We start from the raw sequence: 18,938 nt of genomic DNA, 5'->3' as shown, positions 1-18,938 counted from the left end.
GCTCCGCTCAACCGGCCGGAGGCTTCGGTGGCTCAATCCGTCCGTCCTGCGGCGTCACCTTGGCGCCCGGCCGGGCCCGGACGAGGCCGTTGATGATGACCTTGTCGGTCTCCTCCAGCCCGGAGCGCACGACGCGCAACCCGTCCTCGATGGGGCCGAGGCGCACCGGCTTCGGCACCACGGTCCCGTCGTTGCCGACCGTCAGGACGATCTTGTTGGCCTGGTCGCTGACCACCGCCTGATCGGGAATCAGCGTGGCGGTGTAGCGGTCGGACCCCGGCAGGCGCAGCCGCCCGAACTGGCCGGGCGTCAGCAGCAGCGACGGGTTGGGAAAGACGGCGCGGGCGCGGATGGTGCCGGCGCCGGGGCTCACCTGATTGTCGATGAAGTTGAGCGTGCCCTTCAGGGGCCAGTTCTGCTCGTCGAACAGGCGGCCTTCGACCTCGATGCCGCCGTCGCGCTGCGACTTCAACGCGCCGCGCGCCGCCGCCCGCTGGTAGGCGAGGTAGTCGGCTTCGCTCATGTCGAAGGTGAAGTAGATCGGGTCGAGCGAGACGATGGTGGTCAGCAGGGTCGTCGTGCTGGTGTCGCCGCCGACGATGAGGTTGCCGACACTGACCTCGCGCCGGCTGATGCGGCCGGCGATCGGGGCGGTGATGCGGGTGAAGTTCAGGTTCAGCTCCGCCGTCCGGACGGCGGCCTTCGCCACCTCCACCCCGGCGGCGTCGACGCGGACCTGCTGCTGGCGCTCGTCGAACACGCTGGCCGCGACGTTGTCGCTGCGCCGCAGTTCCGACGCGCGGGCGAGCTGGCGGTTCGACAGGTCCAGCTTGGCTTCGGCCTGCTGCTGCTCCGCCCGCGCCGAGGCCAGCGCCGCCTCGAAGGGGCGCGGATCGATGACGAACAGAGGGTCGCCCTGCTTGACGAGCTGGCCGTCCTGGAAGGCGATGGAGTCGAGATAGCCGCTGACCCGCGCCCGGATCTCAACGAAGTCCACCGCCTGGAACTGGCCGGTGAACTCGTCCCACTCGACAATCTCCTTGCGCAGCGGCGGGCTGACCGTCACCGGCGGCGGAGCGTTCTGGGCGGTCTCAGCGGCGCGGGCGGCTTTGCCGGGCGGACTGGCCATCGACAGGATGGCGATCGCCGCGAGGGCGGCGAGCAACAGCGCCAATCCGGCCATCACCCGACGAACGGATGCAGCCCTTCCTGTCCCAATCGCCGTCATGACCACCTCCGTTCCCGTCTCCGGAGCAAGGATGGTTGCATGGATCACCAAAGTACCACAGGACGCGAAGGTTGCAATCGCTACCCCTTGCAAAGGGGGAGCATCACCAAATCCGTTCGCAAATTTGGCGAGGCGAGGCGAGGACGGATGGTGCGGCATGACCGCGGAACGGCGGATTCGGTCCTGGGCGCGGCACCACTCCCGACGTCGACCTGTTCCTGCACTGTGTCATACGGCCGGCGCATCAACGGTTCCATGATCGGCCGGCCGTATGACCCTTTCGCACATGGCTGCGCCATGTGCTGTCGGGTTTGAACCGAAGGCAGGAGGCCACCATGGCATCGCGCGCCGAGCGCTCCGACCCCGGTTTGTGGGAAAAGGTCAAGGCAAGCATTCAACAGGGCGACAAAGGCGGCGAGCCCGGCCAATGGTCGGCCCGCAAGGCCCAGTTGGCCGTCCAGGAGTACAAGCGGCGCGGCGGCGGCTACGAAGGGCCGAAGAGCGCCGACAACAGCCTGACGCAATGGACCGAGGAGGAGTGGGGCACCCGCTCCGGCAAGCCGAGCGCGGAAACCGGGGAACGCTACCTGCCCCGGCAAGCCCGCCAGCACCTGTCCAAGACCGACTACCAGCGCACCAGCGACAAGAAACGCGCCGACACGAAAAAGGGCCGGCAGTTCTCCAGGCAGCCGGACGACGTGGCCCGCAAGACGGCTCCCTTCCGGCACCAGGACGGCGGGGAATTGACCCGCGCGGCCCTTTACGAGAAGGCCAGGCAGCAGAACCTGCCCGGCCGCTCCCGCATGAGCAAGGAGGAGCTGCAAAAGGCGCTGTCCTGACCAAGACATCCCATGGCGGCGCGGGCGGCGTCACGCCCCCAAGCCGCCTGTGGGCTTGTACTTTTTGTCGACGCCCTTGCCGGAAATTGGCGTTTGAGGTGAATCGCGACGCTGCCTAGCCTGCCACCTGTCCACGACGCGACGTGACCGCTCCACACCACATTGCGGGCTTGAATGATGAAGGAACATCCGGTGGCAGGCACCGATTCGATCGCCGATCTCGTGATCCACGGGGGTGAAATCGTCACCTCCGCGGCGCGTTTCCCGGCCAGCATCGCCATCAGCAACGGCCGGATCGCCGCCATCGGCGCGCCGGAGACGATGCCGCCGGCGGCCGAGACGCTGGACGCGACCGGCCTCGCCATCCTGCCCGGCGGGATCGACGTCCATGTGCATTTCCGCGATCCCGGCTACACCCACAAGGAGGACTGGGCCAGCGGCACCAGCGCCGCGGCCTTCGGCGGCGTGACCACCGTCTTCGACATGCCCAACACCATCCCGACCGTGGCCACGCCGGAGATCCTGGCCGCCAAGCACGCCATCGCGGACGAGAAGGCCTTCGTCGATTACGGCCTCTACGCGGTGCTGGGCGAGGAGTCGCTCGACCATGTCGAAGCGCTGGCCGAGGGCGGCGTCATCGGCTTCAAGCTCTACATGGGCAACACCTTCGGCCGCATTCCGTCGCCGGACACCGGCGCCATGCTCGAACTGTTCGAGCGCGTCGCGCCCACCGGCAAGCGCGTCAGCCTGCACGCCGAAACCAACACCATCATGGAGCGGCGGGAGAAGCGCCTGCGCGAGGCCGGCCGCAACGATCCGCTCGCCCACCTCGACTCCCGCCCGGCCGTCGTGGCGGTGGAGGCGGTGGAGCGCGCCGCGACCCTGGCCGAATGGACCGGCGCGCGCATCCACATCCTGCACATCTCCTCCAAGGAGGAACTCCGCCCGCTCGCCGAGGCGAAGGCCCGCGGCGTGGACATCACCGGCGAGACCGGCCCGCACTACCTGATGCTGAGCACCGACGACTACGCGCGCTGCAAGGGCGTCATCCGCGTCAACCCGCCGGTGCGCGAGGCCGACTGCCACGAGCCGCTGTGGAACGCGCTGAAGGACGGCACGATCGACATGATCGCCACCGACCACGCGCCCCACACGCCGGAGGAGAAGACCCGCTCGGTGATCTGGAACTGCGACTGCGGCTTCCCCGGCGTCGAGACGCAGATGCCGCTGATGCTGACCGCCGTCGCGGAAGGCCGCATGGACATCCGCGACTATGTCCGCGCCAGTTCGGAAGCCCCGGCGAAGAGCTTCGGCCTCTACCCGCAGAAGGGCGCCATCCTGCCCGGCGCCGACGCCGACCTCGCGCTCTTCGACCTGTCCGAGGAGTGGGTGATCGACGACTTCAAGCTGCACTCGCTGTCGCGCATCTCCCCCTGGCACGGGCGCAAGGTGAAGGGAAAGCTCAAGCACACGCTGGTCCGCGGGGCCTTCGTGGTGCGCGACGGCGCTCTGGTCGAGACCATGAGGGGCCACGGCCGCTCCGTCCACACCATCCAGCGCATGCCGCCGGCCGAGCCGCGCAACACCCACAAGACCATCGCGGCGGTCACCGCTGCAACGCCCACGGCGTGACGGGGACGCCGGCCGTGAGCGACCTCCTCATCACCGCCGGCCCCTTCCGTTTCGAAGCGCGCTTCGAGACGGACGGGGCCCCGAAGACGGTGGCCGCGCTCCGCGCGCGGCTTCCCTTCCGCAGCCGCATCGTCCATGTCCGCTGGAGCGGCGAGGGCGTGTGGGTGCCGCTGGGGGAGACGGATTTCGCCGTCCCCTACGAGAACCACACCAGCCATCCGGCGCCGGGGCAGATCATCCTCTACCCCGGCGGGCTCAGCGAGACGGAAATCCTGCTCGCCTACGGCGGCGTCAGCTTCTCCAGCAAGGTCGGCCAGCTCGCCGGCAACCACGTCATCACCCTGACGTCCGGGCTGGAGAACCTGCCGGAGCTGGGCCGCTTGGTCCTGTGGGAAGGGGCCAAGGATTTTGAGATCGCCCTGCGCTGACCGCGCCGCCCCCTCCTCCGCCGACGGGGAGAGGGCGCGCCGGCGGGCTCAGGACGCGCCTTGCAGCGCCCAGCGCGGCAGCAGGGCGTGAATGCCCTTGTGCCGGTTCACCAATTGCGTCACCCGCAGGTCGGCGGCGACGCTGCACAGGCGGTAGGCCTCCTCGGCGGACAGGCCGGTGCGGCCGGAAATCAGCGCGATCATGGCGCGGAGCGCGATCCGCGCCGCCTCGTCGAGGTCCGGGTCGAACCCCATGGTGATGACGTGGTCCGCCGTCTCCGCCCACGGGCCGGCCAGTCCGGCTCCCTTCACGAGTTCAATGCGGAAACGCCCGGTCAGGCCGGTTTCGACCGCGGTCAGGCAGACCTCGCCGTCGCCCTGGGCGGCGTGGCCGTCACCAACGGACAGCAGCGCGCCCGCGGTCCACACCGGCAGGTGAAGCACCGCGCCCGCCGTCAGCTCCTTGTTGTCGATGTTGCCGCCGAAGGCGCCGGGCACGATCGAGGTCAGCCGCCCGTCGGCGGGCGGCGGCGCCGTCCCGATGACTCCGAAGAAGGGGCGGGCCGGAATCTCCAGCCCCCAGGGCATCCGTACGGTGCCGCGCGCCCGGTCGATGGGCAGATGGATGCGGCCCCCCTTGGGCACCAGATCCGGCAGGGCCCCGGCGCCGGGGCGGATCAGGTTGAAACCCCAGTCGTCGCGCAGCGACACCTCCAGGATCTCCACCCGCAGCGCATCCCCCGGCTCCGCGCCGTGGACGGCGATCGGCCCGGTCATGATGTGCGGTCCCGGCCCCGGCTCCACGGCGGCGAGGATTCGCCGGTGCTCCGGGCGGACGGTCATGCCGCCCCCGTCCGGCGGCAGATCCTCCGTCCCGCCGCTGACAGTGTGGATCGTCACGACGTCGCCGCTGGCGATCTCGGCGACCGGCGGCAGCGTTCCGTCGAAGAAGCCCCAATGCACGCATTCGGGAGTCGGAAAAAGGTCGAGCGGCATGGAGCGGTCCTAAAAAAGCGGGAACCCAATCAACAGCAGGGGGCAGCGGCGTAGTAGCGCCGCATGGCGTCCTCCAGCGCCGGCAGGGCGGCCTGGAGCGCGGCACTGCCGGCCATGCCGTGGCGCAGCCGGGCCAGCAACTCCGCCTGCACCGCCGGATGGTCGATGCCGGTGACCTGGCCCCGCCGCACGACGGTCCTCCCGGCGACCAGCAGCTCGGCGATGTGGCTGGCCCCGGCGCGGGCGAACAGCAGGTCGCGCAGGCACAGCCCGCCCAAATGCCGGTCGAGCAGCCGGTCGGAATCGAGCGCGCCGGCGTCCAGCAGAAGCAGGTCGGCCGGCTGGCCGGGGGCAATGACGCCGCCCTCCTCCCGTCCGGTGACCGACGCGCGCCCGTTGGCCAGCGCGATGCGCAGCATCTGCGCCTCCTCCACCGCGCCCTCGAAACCCCAGCCGCGGTGCAGGGCGTTGGCGAGCCGCATCTCGCCCAGCGCGTCGTCGTCCTCGTTCAAGGCCAGCCCGTCGAGGCCGAGCGCCACCCGGCAGCCCCGCGACACCATCTCCGCCAGCGGCGCGATGCCCGACCGCAGGCCGAGGTTGGAGCCGGTGTTCACCGACACGGTCACGCCCGTCTCGGCAAGGATGTCCATCTCCTCCGGCCTGATCCAGGTGCAGTGGGCCAGCGTGAGGCGCGGCGACAGCAGGCCGATCCGCTTCAGATACGGGAACAGACCGTCGGGAAACTGGCGGTCCGCCCAGGCGCGCTGGTACCGCGTCTCCAGGCAATGCATGTGGACGCGCCGCCCCGTGCGGGCGGAGGCGTCGGCCACCTCCTGCAACAGCTCCGGCGAGCACCACTGCACGCCGGTCGGGCCGTACTGCACGTCCACCAGCTCGCCCGCCGCGGCGGCGGCCACCTCCTCGACCAGCCGGATCTGCTCGGCGGGGGATGGCGGCGGCGCGGCGGTGCGGCGGGCGAATTCCCGCCGCGCCTCGTCGGGCAGCAGGGCCAGAAGCTCCTCGGACGGACCATAGACCAGCGGGTTGCGGTCCTTCAGCGCCACCGCGAAGGCGATCCGCAGCCCCACGTCGCAGGCGGCGCGGGCGACCTCCGCGGCCTCCTCCGGCAACGGAGTCAGCCCCTGGGTGCGGGTGTAATGCACCATGACCGCCCCGGCGCCGCCGAGCGCGCTGCGCCCCAGCGACGCGGCGGCGGCCAGATAGGGATCGACCGAAGGCAGCAGGGCCAGATAGTGCAGCCAGACCTCCAGCGGCTTGCCCCCCGCCCCGAAGGAGCTGGAGCGGACCGGCCGCCCGTGGTCGTGCGCGTTGACCGGTGCCGGCAGGGCGAACAGCGGCTCCGCGGCCTCCTCACCCCCACCCAGCGCCTCCACCGCCGCGATCCGCCCGTCGCGGAGCGTCAGCCGCCCCGGCCCCCGCGGCGCGTAGCCGGGCCCGTCGAGCAGGGCGGTGCAGGCGATGGAACGGACCGTCATGGCAACCTCATCCGGCGGTGGGAACGATGCGCCGCTCCGTCTGGGGCGGCAGGAAGGAGCGGTCGAAGATCCGGCCGGGCGCCGGTTGGTTCGGCAGCTTGTAGGCCGCGGCCATCACCGCGATGGAACGCGCCAGCCGGTCGTCCGACAGGTCGCCCAGCCCGATCTCGCGCGACTCCGGGGTGATCATCATGGCATCGAAGGCGAACCGCAAGCGGCGCTGCTCGCTGCCGGCGTCGATCAGCGGCTCGACCTTGACCAGCGTCTTCACGGCGGCGGCCGGATCGGCCATCACGTCCTGGACGGCGCGGTTGATGGCGCGCACCAGCCCCTTCACCGCCTGCGGCTTGTCGCGCGCCAGCGCCTGGGACACCATCACGCCGTTGGAATAGAGGTCGAGACCGTGATCGGCGTAGCTGATCCAGCGGAAGCCGGTGTCGGGATTCTGCCCCTGCTGGATCAGGTTGACGTAGCTGGTGACGTTGAAGACCAGCGAGGCGGCGACCTCGCCGCGGATCAGCATCTGCTCCTGCAGGTTGGGCTGCATGTTCAGCACCTCGACGCCGGACGGGTCCAGGCCGTTGCGCTCCAGCAGGGCGGGCAGCAGGCGGGTGGCGGCGCTGCCGGCCGGACCGCCGACTTTCTTGCCGACGAGGTCCTTCAGCCCGGTGATGCCGCTGTCCGCCTTGGTCAGCACCGCGAAGGGCGGCTTGTTGTAGATGTGGTAGACCATCACCGGCGCCTCGGCGGGCTTTTGCGCCGCCTGCTGGATCACCGCGTTGATGTCGCCGAAGCCGGCGTCGTAGGCGCCCGACATGATGCGCGTGACGGTGGCGGAGGAGCCTTCGCCCTGGTCGATGGTGACGTCCAGCCCCTCCTCGCGGAAGTAGCCCTTCTCCTGGGCGACGAAGTACCAGGCGTGGATGCCCTGATACTTCCAGTCCAGCGTGAAGCGGATCGGCGTGCGCTCCTGCGCGACGGCCGGGGAGAACGGAAGGGCCAGGGAGAGGCCGAGCCCGGCCAGAAGCGCGGTGCGGCGGGTGATGGTGAACATGCCTGTCTCCATACCGAGGATGTTTTTGGCTATGACCGGAAGCGGGCTGAACCGGTCACCCGGCCGCGAACTCCGACTTGCGGTTGGCCCAGCCGGTGACGCGGCGCTCGATCAGCGAAAAGATCACGTAGAGGGCGACGCCCAGCCCCGCCAGGATGAACAGGCCGGCGAAGACCAGCGGGACGTTGAAGTTGGAGGAGGCGATCAGCATCATGTTGCCGACGCCGCGGTTGGAGGCCACCGTCTCCGAGATCACCGTCCCGACGAAGGACAGGGTGACCGCCACCTTCAGCGACGCGAAGAAATAGGGCATCGCGCGGGGCAGCCCGACGTTCAGCAGGATGTCGCGCTTCGACGCCTTCAGGGTGCGCAGCACGTCCTCCAGCTCCGGCTCGGTCGTGGCGAGGCCGGTCGCCATGTTCACCACCACCGGGAAGACGCAGATGATCGCCGAGGTCAGCACCGCCGGCACCGTGCCCGAGCCGAACCACAGGACGAAGATCGGCACCACCGCCACCTTGGGGATGGAGGAGAAGCCGACCAGCAGCGGGAAGGCGACGTTGTAGGCGAGGCGGGAGGAGCCGATCAGCAGCCCGATCACCACCCCGGCCCCGACGCCCAGCGCGAAGCCGACCAGCGTGGTGTAGAGCGTCTGCACCGCGTGCGGCATCAGCGCCGGCCAGCGGTCGATCAGCGTGGCGATGATCTGGCTGGGCCGCGGCAGGATGATCTCGCTGATGCCGAAGACGAGGCAGGAGACCTCCCACAGGACGAAGACGCCGACGATCAGGGCGGCGGAGGCGAGCTTCTCGCGGTTCACGGCTCTCATGACGGCGCTCCTGCGCCGCTCCGCGCGGCGACGATGAGGCTGCGCAGCGTGTGCGTCAGGCTGGTGAATTCCGGCTGGTAGGTGGTGTCGAGCGTGCGCGGCCGCGGGAAGTCCACCTGCTCGTCCACCAGGATGCGGCCGGGACGCGCGCTCATCACCATGATGCGGTTGGCCAGGAAGGCGCTTTCCCGCAGGTCGTGCGTGACCAGGAGAACGGTCGGCCGGCGCTCCATCCACAGCGTCTGCAGGGTGGCCCACAGCTCCTCGCGCGTGAACTGGTCGAGCGCGCCGAAGGGCTCGTCGAGCAGGAGCAGCGTCGGATCGTGGATCAGGGCGCGGCACAGCGAGGCGCGCTGCTGCATGCCGCCGGACAGTTGCCAGGGGAACTTGTTCGCGAAATCCTGAAGCCCGACCTTGGCGAGCAGGGCGTCGGCGCGGTCGCGGTACTCGGTCTTGCGCTTCTGCCGCCATTCCTCGCGGAAGGGCCGCGCGATCTTCAGCGGCAGCATCACGTTGTCGCGGATGCTGAGCCAGGGCAGCAGCGTCGGATTCTGGAAGGCCATGCCGATGCGCACGTCCTCCGCCCCGACCTCGCGCCGGGCGACGAAGACATGGCCGCTGGACGCCTTCAGCAGCCCGCCCACCAGCTTCAGGATCGTCGACTTGCCGCAGCCGGAGGGGCCGACCAGGGCGATGAAGTCGCCATGGTCGATGCGGAAGGTGCTTTCGGCGAGCGCCTGGGTCGCCGCGGCGTCCCGCCCGTAGGAGACCGTGACGCGCTCGAACTCGATGATGGGCCGCGCCCCGCCCGGCGGCTTGAGGCCGGTCGGCGTGGTCAGTTCGGCCGTTTCGGCCGGTGTGGCGTTCTGCAGGAACATGGTGTGCCCTTCCGTCTTCGGACCCGCCGGAGGCGCGGTCACAGCGCCGCCCATCCGCCGTCGACCGGAAGGTCCACGCCGGTGATCTGCCGCGAGGCGTCGCTCGCCAGGAACAGGCAGGCGTTGGCCACGTCCTCGCCCGTGGAGACGCGGCGCAGGGCGTAGTCGGCGGCGTGGCGCTCGGCGGCGGCCTCCTCGCTGATGCCCAGGCGGCGAGCCATCTCCGGTACGACCTTGCCGCGGAAACGCGGCCCTTCGACCATGCCGGGAGCGACGCAGTTGACATTGACGTTGAAGGGGCCGGCCTCCAGCGCGAAGGATTTGGTGATGCCGCGCAAGCCCCACTTGGACGCCGAATAGGCCATGCGGCCCGCCCGCCCGCGCATCCCGAAGGTGCCGCCGACGTTGACGATCTTGCCGTAGCGCTGGGCGGCGAAGGTCGGCATGACGGCGCGCATCGTGTTGAAGCAGCCGGTCATGTTGAGGGTGACGATCTCGTCGAACTCCGCCTGGCTGGTCTCCCATCCCGTCTTGCCGATGGGGCCGGAGCCGCCGGCGACGTTGACCAGCACGTCGATGCGGCCGTAGGCCGCCAGCGTGCGCTCCGCCGCTCCCTGGCACTGCCGCTCGTCGGTGATGTCGCAGGGGATGACGATGGCCTCGCCGCCCGCGGCGCGGACCCGCGCCGCGACCGGTTCGATGGCGGTGGTGTCGCGCCCGACCAGCGCCAGACGGCAGCCCTCGTCGGCGAAGGCCATCGTCACCGCCTCGCCCATGCCCTTCGCCGGGCCGGTGATCAGGACGACCCGCCCCTTCAGTTCCAGATTCATCGTCGTTGCTCGTCGTCTTGCAGTTGGGGCGGTGTTACGGGACGACCCGGCTCGGCCGGTCGGCGCGGGGCGGCAGGTAGGCGTCGGTGAAGACCTCCGACGCCTTCGGCGTCCGCTCCAGCCCGTTGGCCTTGACCACGATCTCGATGGAGCGCTGGAAGCGCTCCGGGTCCACGTCACCCAGGCCGATCCGCGCGATCTCGGGATGGTTCATCTCCTGCCGGAGGGTGGCCTCGGTGCGCTCGATCTCGACCGCCTCGTTCAGCAGGGGTTCGCGCTTCATCACCGAGCCGACCGACTTCGCCGGTTCGGCGATCATGTCCTTGGTGGCGCGGTTGATGGCGCGCAGCAGGCCCTTCACCGCCTCGCCGTTCTCCTTCGCGAAGGCGCGCGAGACGACGATGGCGTTGGAGTAGAGGTCCATGCCGTAGTCGCCGTACTTGATGAAGCGGAAATCCTTGTCGGGATTCATCCCGGCGGCCTTGGCGCCGAAGGTGATGGTGTTGACGTAGCCGAGCACGCCGTCCACCTGCCCGCGCATCAGCATCTGCTCGCGCAGGTTCGCCTGCATGTTGGTCAGCGTCACCTTCCCGGCGTCGATTCCGGCCATCGTGGCGAAGGCGGGAAACAGCTTCAGGGCGCCGTCGCTGGCCGGGCTGCCGATGGTTTTGCCCTCCAGGTCCTTGGGCGTGCGGATCGGCCCGTCGGCCTTCACGGCGACGGTGAAGGGCGGCGTGTTGTACATCATGTAGACGGCGATCGGCGCCTCGTCCGGCGACTTGGCGGCGAGCGTGATCAGGGAGTTGATGTCCCCGAAGCCGACGTCGTAGGAGCCGGTCGCCACCTTGGTGATCGACGCGCCGGAGCCCTCGCCCTGGTCGATGGTGACCTTCAGCCCCTCCGCCTTGAAGTAGCCGTTGTCCTCGGCCAGCAGGATCAGCGCCTGGGGCCCCTGGTACTTCCAGTTGAGCACCAGCTTGACCGGCGTTTCGGCCATCGCGGCGGTGGAGCCGCCGGCCACGCTGAGGAGAACGCCCGCCAACGCCGCGGACCAGGTGTGCAACCGCTTGTCCATGAGGCCGTCAACTCCCGTAAGGTGTGACAGGAAGCGGTCGCTCCCGCCGGTCCGGCATGGCGCTTCCTGGAGACGAGGGGAGGCTAAGCGGGCGCGAACAGCACCTCAAACGCTGTTTTTCTGCTAGGGTGATGACGAAAAGTATACACGGGGGGATCGGCCGGCATGCGGCACATGCGGATTTGGCGCTACGTGGACGAGGCGGCCCGCTTCGGGTCGCTGCGCAAGGCGGCGGAGCATCTGAACATCACGCCCTCCGCCCTGCAGCGGCGCATCCAGGACGTGGAGGAGGATCTGGGGGCGACGATCTTCGAACGCTCGGCCCAGGGCATCCGCCTGACGGCGGCCGGCGAAAGCTTCATCCGCTGGGTGCGCGCCCAGGCCGCCGACCTGGAGCGCGTGCGGTCGCAGATCGAGGACCTGTCGGGCATGCGGCGCGGCCATGTGCGGATCGCCTGCAGCCAGGCGCTGGTCAGCTCCTTCCTGGCGGAGGAGATCTCGTCCTTCCGCGAGAGCTTCCCGCTGGTCAGCTTCGAAATCCTCGTCGTCGATCAGGGCGCGGCGCTGAAGATGCTCGCCGACTTCGAGGCCGACATCGCCATCATCTTCAGCCCGCGCCGGACCGCGGAGTTCCAGCCCCTGATGACGCTCGGCCAACGGGTCGTCGCCATCATGGCCGCCGACCATCCGCTGGCGGGACAGCCGAATCTGCGGCTGCGCGACTGCGCGCCCTACCCCATCGCCCTGCCGGACGCCAGTTTCGGGACGCGCAGCATCCTGGACAAGGTGCTGGCGGTCAGCTCGACGAAATTGTCGATTGAGCTGGAGTCGAACTCCTTCGAGATGCTGCGCAACCTCGCCCGCATGAGCCAGGTGGTGACCTTCCAGATCGAGATCGGGGCGCCGTCGCCGATCCTCGACCCGGGTTTGGCGGTGATTCCCTTGAGCGACGTCGACCTCGCCCATGGCCCGCTGGTGCTGGGGCAGCAGAAGGGCCGCACCCTGCCGGTCGCCGCCGCCAAGTTCGCCGAGCAGCTCGCCCGCCGCCTCGATGAGATGCGCCGGACTCCGCAGCTCGCCTGACCCCGGCGCAGGACGGCCGGATGTCAGGCCCCGTTGGGGCGCCGACCCTCGGCGGGCACGGCGATCTGGGTGCGGTGCATGCGGCGGCGCTGGTCCTCGGGAAAGGGATCGCGGCGGTGCATGGTCCAGCGGTTGTCCCACATCACGAGGTCGCCGACCCGCCATCGGTGGTGCCAGGACAGTTCCGGACGCACCGCCGCCGCCCACACCGCGTCGAGCAGCGCCTCGCTCTCCGCCAGCGGCAGGCCGGGGATGCAGGCGTGCGGGCGGCGCCCGAGAAGCAGCGCCTTGCGCCCGGTCGCCGGGTGGGTGATGACCAGCGGATGGACCGTGCCCGGCGAGGTGGCGAGGTCGGTCGGAGGCGCGAAGCCCTGGCGCAGATAGCCGCCGCTGTTGGTCGTGCTGTCGTGCTTGATCGACAGCCCGCCGATCCGCCGCTTCAGATCCTCCGGTAAGGCATCGTAGGCGGCGAACATGCTGATGAATCCGGTGTCACCGCCGTCCTCCGGCACCTCCAGCGCGTAGAGGCTGCTGGCGTAGGGCGGTGTCTCCAGATAGGTCATGTCGGCGTGCCAGACCGACTCCCCCGCCCCCAGCGCCCCGATGGGACGGCCCTGCTCCGTCACGTTGGAGATGACGTAGACCTCCTCGAAACCCGGCGCGTGCAGCCGGCCATGCTCGGTGATCGGCGCCTTGTCGAGCGGCCCGAAATGGCCGGACACCCGGACGAGGTCGGCGTCGGTCAGGGTCTGGCCGCGGAACACGAGCACCAGATGGCGGTCCAGCGCCGCGGCCAGCGCGTCGGCGTCGGCGGCGTCGAGGGGCTGCGAGAGGTCGATCCCGCGGATCTCGGCCCCCAGGGTGGGCGTGACCGGGTGGGTGGTGAAGGCGGGGTGGGTCATGGGATCGCCCTCAGCTTCCGGTGCGGTCGTGGATGTCGGCGAAGAACAGGTCGCGCCAGTCGGCGGGCCGGTTGCGGATCGAGCCGATGCGCGCCATGAAGTCGGTGAAGATGCCGATGCCGCGCGGGGCGAGGTCGTAGGACACCTCCGGATGCGCGATCATCGCCGCCACCTCCTCCTCGCCCAGCTTGGACGTCTCGATGCGGATGTAGGCGCGGGCGGCCTCCCTGGGGTCGGCCTTGATGAGGGCCACCGCGTCCTCCAGCGCCGCCAGCACCGCCTTGGTCAGCCGCGGGTTGGCGTCGTGGAAGGCGGCGGAGGTCCACAGCGCGCTGAAGGACGCCGGTCCGCCCAGCACGTCGTAGCTGCTCAGCACCTTGTGGATCTTCGGGTCGCGGAGCTGCTGGTCCTGGAAGGGCGGGCTGGTGAAATGGGCGGTGATCTCCGTGCGGCCGGACAGCAGGGCGGCGGTGCCGTCGGGATGGGCCAGCGACACGGTCAGCGGGTCCAGCCGCGCGTGCTGGCCAGGGCCGAAGACCTGCTCGGCGGCGATCTGGAGCACGATGGCCTGATAGGAGGCACGGACCGACGGCACGACGATGCGGTCCTTCTCGGTGAAGTCCGTCAGGCCCTTCACCTCGGGCCGGTTGGTGTTGAGGTAGGCCGGCTGGGCGTTCAGCGCGGCCAGCCCGCGCAGGTTGGCGTTCCCCTTCGTTTTGTCCCAGGCGATGATGAAGGCCGGCACGCCCGCCGCCCCGAAATCGGCGTTCCCGGACAGGGTGGCCTCGGTGATCGTCGTCGGGTTGCCGAGCGGGGTGTAGCTGGCCGTCACCGCGCCCAGCCCGGCGGCGCGGGCGTGCTTCTCCACCAGCCCCTTGTCCTCCATGACGTAGAGCGGCAGGTAGCCGAGGCCGAGGTTGCGCGCGAAGCGGACCTGCGTCGCCTCGGCCTGCGCGGGGGCCGGCGTCAGGCCGGCGAAGCCGGCGGCGAGCAGAAGCGTGGAGCCGAGCAGCGTCCGGCGGCCCAGCGTGGCGAAGCGCATGGAAATGGTCATGGCCTGTCCCGTGGTGAGGATCGTCAGATGACGCGGAAATTGTGGGCGCCGTCGCGCTTCAGCTGGTCCACCAGCTCAAGCTCCCAGTCGATGTAGCCCTGCATGGCGGCGGCGCTGTTGTCCGTGCCCTCATAGGGGCGCTTGTAGACGTCGTCCGGCTCCGGCCCCAGCCGCTCCAGCCCGGTGCTGAGCGGCAGCCCGGCCGCCACCCAGCCCTTCGTGCCGCCTTCCAGTAGCAGCGGGACCGCTCCCGGCGGGAAATCGGCGGCGGCGTAGCGGGTCAGCGTGCCGTCCCAGCAGGTCAGCACCGGGCGCACCCCCTTCGGCAGGCGGGCGATGGTGCCGCCCAGACGCGCGCGGGTCGAGAAATACGCCCCCGGAATGTGGCCGGCGCGGTAGCGCGGGCTGCGGGTGATGTCGATCACCGCCGCCTCCCCGTTCTCCAGCAGGGCCAGCAGGTCGCGCGGCGCCACGGTTTCCGCCCCGGCGTCCGGTACCGGGGGCAGGCGGCGGCGGTCGGGACCGCTCTCGCGGCCCAGCGACGCCACGTCGCCCTCCAGCACATGCACCTCCCAGCCGAGCTGCGCCAGCCAGGAGGCGGTCATGTCGGCGCGCGGCCCGCCGCCGCCCGCCGGGTCGTCGGCCAGCACGATGCGGGCACCGCGCACCGCGACATACTCGTCCGTCGCCTGGACGAGCTGGCCGCCCGCCGCGTGACGGAAGCCCGGCAGATGGCCCGCCTCGTACTCCTCCGGCGTCCGCACGTCGAAGAGGTGCAGGGTGCGCCGCTCGTCGCCGCGGACGGCGTCCAGCGCGGCGAGGCCGATGCGCCCGACGCCGGCCCGGTCGGCCACCGCGCGGGCGTCCGCGCGGCCCTTGACGTCGCCCTCGGGCGACACCGCCGGAAAGCGCCCGTCGCGCCCACGGTCCAGCTCCAGCCCGGCCAGCGTCCAGCCGATGGTGCCGTTGCGCAGCGCCGCCACCCGGTTGGGAATGCCGGCGTTCACCAGCGACTGCGTGCCGATGATCGAGCGGGTGCGTCCGGCGCAGTTGACGATAACCAGCGTCTCCGGCTTGGGCGCGATGTCGCGGACGCGCTTGACCAGCTCCGCCCCCGGCACGCTGATGCCGCCGGGAATCGCCATGGTTTGGAACTCCTCGTACCGGCGGGCGTCGAGGATGACCAGATCGGCCCCGGCGTCGATCAGCGTCTTCACCTCGTCGGCGGACAGCGACGGGGTGTGGCGGTGGTGCTCCACCCACTCGCCGAACGCCTTGCTGGGCACGTTGACGTCCCGGTAGACCTCGAACCCGGCGGCGGTCCAGCCCGCCAGCCCGCCCTCCAGCAGCGTCACGTCGCGGTAGCCCAGCGCCTGGAGCCGCCGCGCCGCGGGCTCGGCGTAGCCTTCGCCGTTGTCGTAGACGGTGATCGGCACGCTGTGGCGCGGCAGCAGGTTATGGACCAGGAGTTCCAACCGGCTGAGCGGCACCGACACCGCAAACAGCGGGTGGGCCAGCGAATAGGGCCCCTCCTCCCGCGCGTCGAGAAGAGCGACCTCCCTGCGGTCGATCCAGTCGCGGCGGATGTCCGCGGCTGTGCGGGTGGCGAGCGGTGCGGTGTCGGTCATGGTGGGCCTCCGTCCGGGAGTGAGGTGCGGCCGAGGCCGGTTGCGGCGCATCAACAACGTCCGCGTTGTGTATAAACAATCTTATTTCATATAGGAAAATAGGATTTATCGTCGGCGTCAAGCGCGCGCTTCGCTGCGGGCGGGGATTTTCCGTCGGCGGCGCTCGTTGCTCCCCTCAGGGTGCGGCGGCCTGGCCGCCGTCAGGGGTCATGGCCGCTCGGACGCCGGCGGGGCCAGCACGTCCTTGACGACGTCGAGGAACGCCCGCAGGGCCGGCGGCACGCTGCGATGCCCGGGGTAATAGACCGCCGCCCTTTCCGGCTTGTGCATCCAGCCCGGCAGCACGCTCCGCAACCGCCCCTCCGCGAGGGCGGCTTCGGCGGCCCAGCTCGCCACATAGGCGATCCCCAGGCCCCGCAAGGCGGCCTCCACCATCAGCTCCTCGTCGTCGAGAACCACCGGTCCGTTGATGTCGACGGTCAGCTCCCGCCCGGCCCGCTCGAACTCCCACCGGTAAAGCCGGCCACCCGGCAGGCGGTGGCCGATGCAGCGATGGCGCCGGAGATCGTCGGGCGTCTCCGGTTCGCCGGCGCGGTCGAGATAGGCGGGGGACGCGACGCAGACGAACCCGATCGGCACCGGGAAGGGCACCGCGATCATGTCCTTCGGAATGGAGTCAACCAGACGGACGCCGGCATCGAAGCCGCCGGACACGATGTCGACCAGCCGTCCGTCGACGACCAGATCCACCGTCACGTCGGGAAACCGGTCCGCCATGCGCGGGAGGACGTCGCGGACGAGCACGGTCGCGGCCACCCGCGGCGCGTTGACCCGAACCCGGCCCGCCACATGGCCGCGAAAGGCGGTGGCGGCGTCCAGCGCCTCGTCCAGGGAGGTCAAGGCAAGCTGCAGGCGGCCGAGCAGCTCAAGCCCCGCTTCGGTCGGCGAAACGCTGCGGGTGGTGCGGTTGAGGAGGCGGACGCCCAGCCGTTCCTCCAGACCCCGCATCGCGTGGCTCAGCGTGGAGGGTGCCGTTCCAAGCTCAACCGCCGCGCGGCGAAAGCTGCGATGGGTCGCGACGGCCACGAAGGCGGTGAGATCATTGAGGGAGGGGCGCGTCATTGATGGCGATCTTGCATCAGCCCGTGTCGATTTCAACGTCTAATCGCGCACGTCCCGGGCCGCCATCTCCTGCTTCAGTTCCAACCCGAACGGGAGACCCCGATGCCCAAACGCGACGCCATCCTTCCTGCCGGCCGGCAGGCGCTCTATGAGATCCACCGCTACTCCGCCGCCATCCGATCCGGCGACCTGCTTTTCGTGTCGGGTCAGGTCGGCAGCCGCGAGGACGGCTCGCCCGAGCCCGATTTCGCGACGCAGGTTCAACTGGCGTTCGACAATCTTGGCGCGGTCCTGAAAGCGGCCGGCGGCACGTTCGACGACATCGTGGACGTCACGACGTTCCACACCGATCCGGAGGCCCAGTTCGAAACCGTCCTGTCCGTCAAAAACCGGATGTTTCCCCATCAGCCCTATCCCAACTGGACCGCGGTCGGCGTGAACTGGCTCGCCGGCTTCGATTTCGAGATCAAGGTGATCGCGCGGGTCCCGCAAGCCCCTTGAACCGACCACGACCACGCCACGGCGGCGCGGCCGCCGTGCGTGACGGGATGAGGCGCGCTCCAGAGGGGGACCAAGCTTACAGGATCGGGCCGGGCACCGACAGGAAGCCATCCATGGCCAGCGCGATTCCCCCCATGGGAACGGCGTCCGGGCCGAGCGGCGAAACGAGAAGCCGCAGGTCGCGGCGCAGCGGTTCGAGCGCGTGCTCGTCAAGGGCGGCGTTCAGCGACGGCAGAACGAACTCCGCGACGATCGACAGGTTGCCGCCCAGCACCACCAGACCCGGATTCGCCAAATTGACCAGATGCGACAGCGCGAAGCCGAGGTGCGAGCCGGCGTCTTCCAGCAGGGTCCGCACCACCGGGTCGCCGTCGCGCGCCGCCGCCGCCGCCGCCCAGAGATCGGGCAGGGCGCGCCCCCGCTCGCCGGCCTGGGCGAGGATCGACGTCTCGGAGACGTAGGTTTCCAGGCAGCCCCGCTTGCCGCAGCCGCAGGGACGGCCGCCCCGCACCACGGTCAGGTGGCCGATCTCCCCGGCGAAGCCCTGCGCGCCGCGGTAGAGCCGCCCGCCGAAGAACAGCCCGCCGCCGACGCCCGAATGGCCGGTCAGATAAACGAAATCCTCCACCCCCCGGCAGGCGCCGAACAGCCGCTCGGCCATGGCGGCGGCCTTGGTGTCGTTGTCGACATGGACCGGTGCGCCCAGCGCCTCCTCCAGCAGCGGGCGGATCGGCGTGTCGCGCCAGCCCAGATTGGGCGCCAGCACGAGCCGGCCCGCGCGGTCCATCAGCGCCGGGATGCCGATGCCGATGCCGCGCAGGGGCGGCGGTGCCGCTCCGCCCTCCGGCCGGCTCACCGCGACGATCGCGTCGATCCCCTCGTGCAGCCGGCGCAGCGCCGTGGCGAGGTCGGTGCTGCCGGGGATCTGCGACTGCTCCACCACCGTGCCGGCCAGCGTGGTGGAGACGATGCGGATCGTTCCCGGCTCCAGCCGGGCGCCGACCAGCAGGCCGGCCGACGGCGCGATGCCGAGCGCGGTTTCCGGCCGGCCGATACGGCGGGCGCGCGGCGCCTCGCTCCGCTCGACCAGCCCCTCCTCGATCATCTGCGCCACGATGGCCGAGGTCGTCGCTTTGTCCAGGCCGGTCAGCCGGCTGAGGTCGCGCTGCGCGCAGCGCGGGTTCTCCCGCAGCGCGTGGAAGACGCGGACCATGTTGAGGCGGCGGATCGCGGCCGAGTTGACCCTTGGCAGCATGCGGATTCCTGTCTCGCGCGTCGGGCGGCAATCGTTGGGCGCCGGGCGGGGCATACACCGAAAAGGTGGGGGATGTCGCCCCGACATGGCTTGACGCGGGCTGATTCG

At 70.4% G+C, this 18,938-nt stretch carries 18 protein-coding genes; 5 read left to right on the top strand and 13 right to left on the bottom strand.

All coding sequences use genetic code 11. From position 1 onward, the window contains the following. Positions 1-7: 7 nt before the first annotated feature. Positions 8-1,165: an efflux RND transporter periplasmic adaptor subunit gene (locus tag D3869_RS30805; RefSeq protein WP_247896071.1), complete on the bottom strand. Its 1,158-nt coding sequence runs from the start codon at positions 1,163-1,165 to the stop codon at positions 8-10. Between the two features lie 398 nt (positions 1,166-1,563). Between D3869_RS30805 and D3869_RS30800 the strand changes: the two genes are divergently transcribed. The 3 genes from D3869_RS30800 (at position 1,564) to D3869_RS30790 (ending at position 4,127) form a co-directional block, all read left to right on the top strand. Beyond that, the gene (locus D3869_RS30800) at positions 1,564-2,067 is read left to right on the top strand and encodes a hypothetical protein (protein ID WP_137143412.1); all 504 of its coding nucleotides are present in this window, start codon (positions 1,564-1,566) and stop codon (positions 2,065-2,067) included. Positions 2,068-2,259: 192 nt separating this feature from the next. Then, positions 2,260-3,699: a dihydroorotase gene (locus D3869_RS30795; protein WP_247896070.1), complete on the top strand. Its 1,440-nt coding sequence runs from the start codon at positions 2,260-2,262 to the stop codon at positions 3,697-3,699. 14 nt (positions 3,700-3,713) lie between these two features. Further along, on the top strand, positions 3,714-4,127 hold the full coding sequence (locus tag D3869_RS30790) for a DUF3830 family protein (RefSeq protein ID WP_094302861.1): 414 nt from the start codon (positions 3,714-3,716) through the stop codon (positions 4,125-4,127). 48 nt (positions 4,128-4,175) lie between these two features. Here D3869_RS30790 and D3869_RS30785 read toward each other — a convergent pair whose 3' ends face one another. From D3869_RS30785 to D3869_RS30755, 7 genes are read right to left on the bottom strand one after another with little or no spacing between them, the layout of a single operon-like run. Then, the gene (locus tag D3869_RS30785; RefSeq protein WP_137143411.1) at positions 4,176-5,123 is read right to left on the bottom strand and encodes an acetamidase/formamidase family protein; all 948 of its coding nucleotides are present in this window, start codon (positions 5,121-5,123) and stop codon (positions 4,176-4,178) included. A gap of 29 nt (positions 5,124-5,152) precedes the next feature. Continuing rightward, positions 5,153-6,619: an amidohydrolase family protein gene (locus D3869_RS30780; RefSeq protein ID WP_137143410.1), complete on the bottom strand. Its 1,467-nt coding sequence runs from the start codon at positions 6,617-6,619 to the stop codon at positions 5,153-5,155. A 7-nt stretch (positions 6,620-6,626) separates the two neighbouring features. Further along, complete coding sequence (locus tag D3869_RS30775; protein ID WP_137143409.1) at positions 6,627-7,673, bottom strand: ABC transporter substrate-binding protein; 1,047 nt, start codon at positions 7,671-7,673, stop codon at positions 6,627-6,629. A gap of 55 nt (positions 7,674-7,728) precedes the next feature. Then, positions 7,729-8,502 carry an ABC transporter permease gene (locus D3869_RS30770; RefSeq protein ID WP_094302818.1) on the bottom strand — a complete coding sequence of 258 codons (774 nt, stop codon included), beginning with the start codon at positions 8,500-8,502 and terminating at the stop codon, positions 7,729-7,731. Beyond that, positions 8,499-9,380, bottom strand: a complete 882-nt coding sequence (locus D3869_RS30765; RefSeq protein WP_137143408.1) for an ABC transporter ATP-binding protein — start codon at positions 9,378-9,380, stop codon at positions 8,499-8,501. Before D3869_RS30765 ends, D3869_RS30770 begins: the two co-directional genes overlap by 4 nt. Before the next feature lie 38 nt (positions 9,381-9,418). Beyond that, positions 9,419-10,210 carry an SDR family NAD(P)-dependent oxidoreductase gene (locus tag D3869_RS30760; RefSeq protein ID WP_137143407.1) on the bottom strand — a complete coding sequence of 264 codons (792 nt, stop codon included), beginning with the start codon at positions 10,208-10,210 and terminating at the stop codon, positions 9,419-9,421. 34 nt (positions 10,211-10,244) lie between these two features. Then, positions 10,245-11,285 (bottom strand): ABC transporter substrate-binding protein, encoded by a 1,041-nt coding sequence (locus D3869_RS30755; protein ID WP_137143406.1) that lies wholly within the window; start codon positions 11,283-11,285, stop codon positions 10,245-10,247. A gap of 165 nt (positions 11,286-11,450) precedes the next feature. Here D3869_RS30755 and D3869_RS30750 point away from each other — a divergent pair, with 165 nt between their 5' ends. Then, a complete protein-coding gene (locus D3869_RS30750) occupies positions 11,451-12,368 on the top strand; it encodes a LysR family transcriptional regulator (RefSeq protein ID WP_137143405.1) in 918 nt (305 codons plus the stop codon). A gap of 23 nt (positions 12,369-12,391) precedes the next feature. On the opposite strand, the gene D3869_RS30745 is transcribed toward D3869_RS30750, so the two are convergent. The 4 genes from D3869_RS30745 to D3869_RS30730 form a co-directional block, all read right to left on the bottom strand. After that, complete coding sequence (locus D3869_RS30745) at positions 12,392-13,270, bottom strand: TauD/TfdA dioxygenase family protein (RefSeq protein ID WP_137143404.1); 879 nt, start codon at positions 13,268-13,270, stop codon at positions 12,392-12,394. A 10-nt stretch (positions 13,271-13,280) separates the two neighbouring features. Continuing rightward, positions 13,281-14,324 carry an ABC transporter substrate-binding protein gene (locus D3869_RS30740; protein WP_137143403.1) on the bottom strand — a complete coding sequence of 348 codons (1,044 nt, stop codon included), beginning with the start codon at positions 14,322-14,324 and terminating at the stop codon, positions 13,281-13,283. Positions 14,325-14,347: 23 nt separating this feature from the next. Beyond that, positions 14,348-15,952: a rhodanese-like domain-containing protein gene (locus tag D3869_RS30735; RefSeq protein WP_137143402.1), complete on the bottom strand. Its 1,605-nt coding sequence runs from the start codon at positions 15,950-15,952 to the stop codon at positions 14,348-14,350. Between the two features lie 207 nt (positions 15,953-16,159). Next, complete coding sequence (locus D3869_RS30730; RefSeq protein ID WP_137143401.1) at positions 16,160-17,074, bottom strand: LysR family transcriptional regulator; 915 nt, start codon at positions 17,072-17,074, stop codon at positions 16,160-16,162. 102 nt (positions 17,075-17,176) lie between these two features. Between D3869_RS30730 and D3869_RS30725 the strand changes: the two genes are divergently transcribed. Further along, positions 17,177-17,575, top strand: coding sequence for a RidA family protein (locus D3869_RS30725; RefSeq protein WP_137143400.1), 399 nt, complete (start codon positions 17,177-17,179; stop codon positions 17,573-17,575). Positions 17,576-17,651: 76 nt separating this feature from the next. On the opposite strand, the gene D3869_RS30720 is transcribed toward D3869_RS30725, so the two are convergent. Then, positions 17,652-18,830, bottom strand: a complete 1,179-nt coding sequence (locus tag D3869_RS30720) for an ROK family transcriptional regulator (protein ID WP_137143399.1) — start codon at positions 18,828-18,830, stop codon at positions 17,652-17,654. Positions 18,831-18,938: the final 108 nt, after the last annotated feature.

Origin of the sequence: Azospirillum brasilense (genome assembly GCF_005222205.1) — a bacterium.
Lineage (GTDB): Bacteria > Pseudomonadota > Alphaproteobacteria > Azospirillales > Azospirillaceae > Azospirillum > Azospirillum brasilense_G.
Note: the sequence above shows the minus strand (reverse complement) of the source record. Positions and strands in the feature narration are given on the sequence as shown.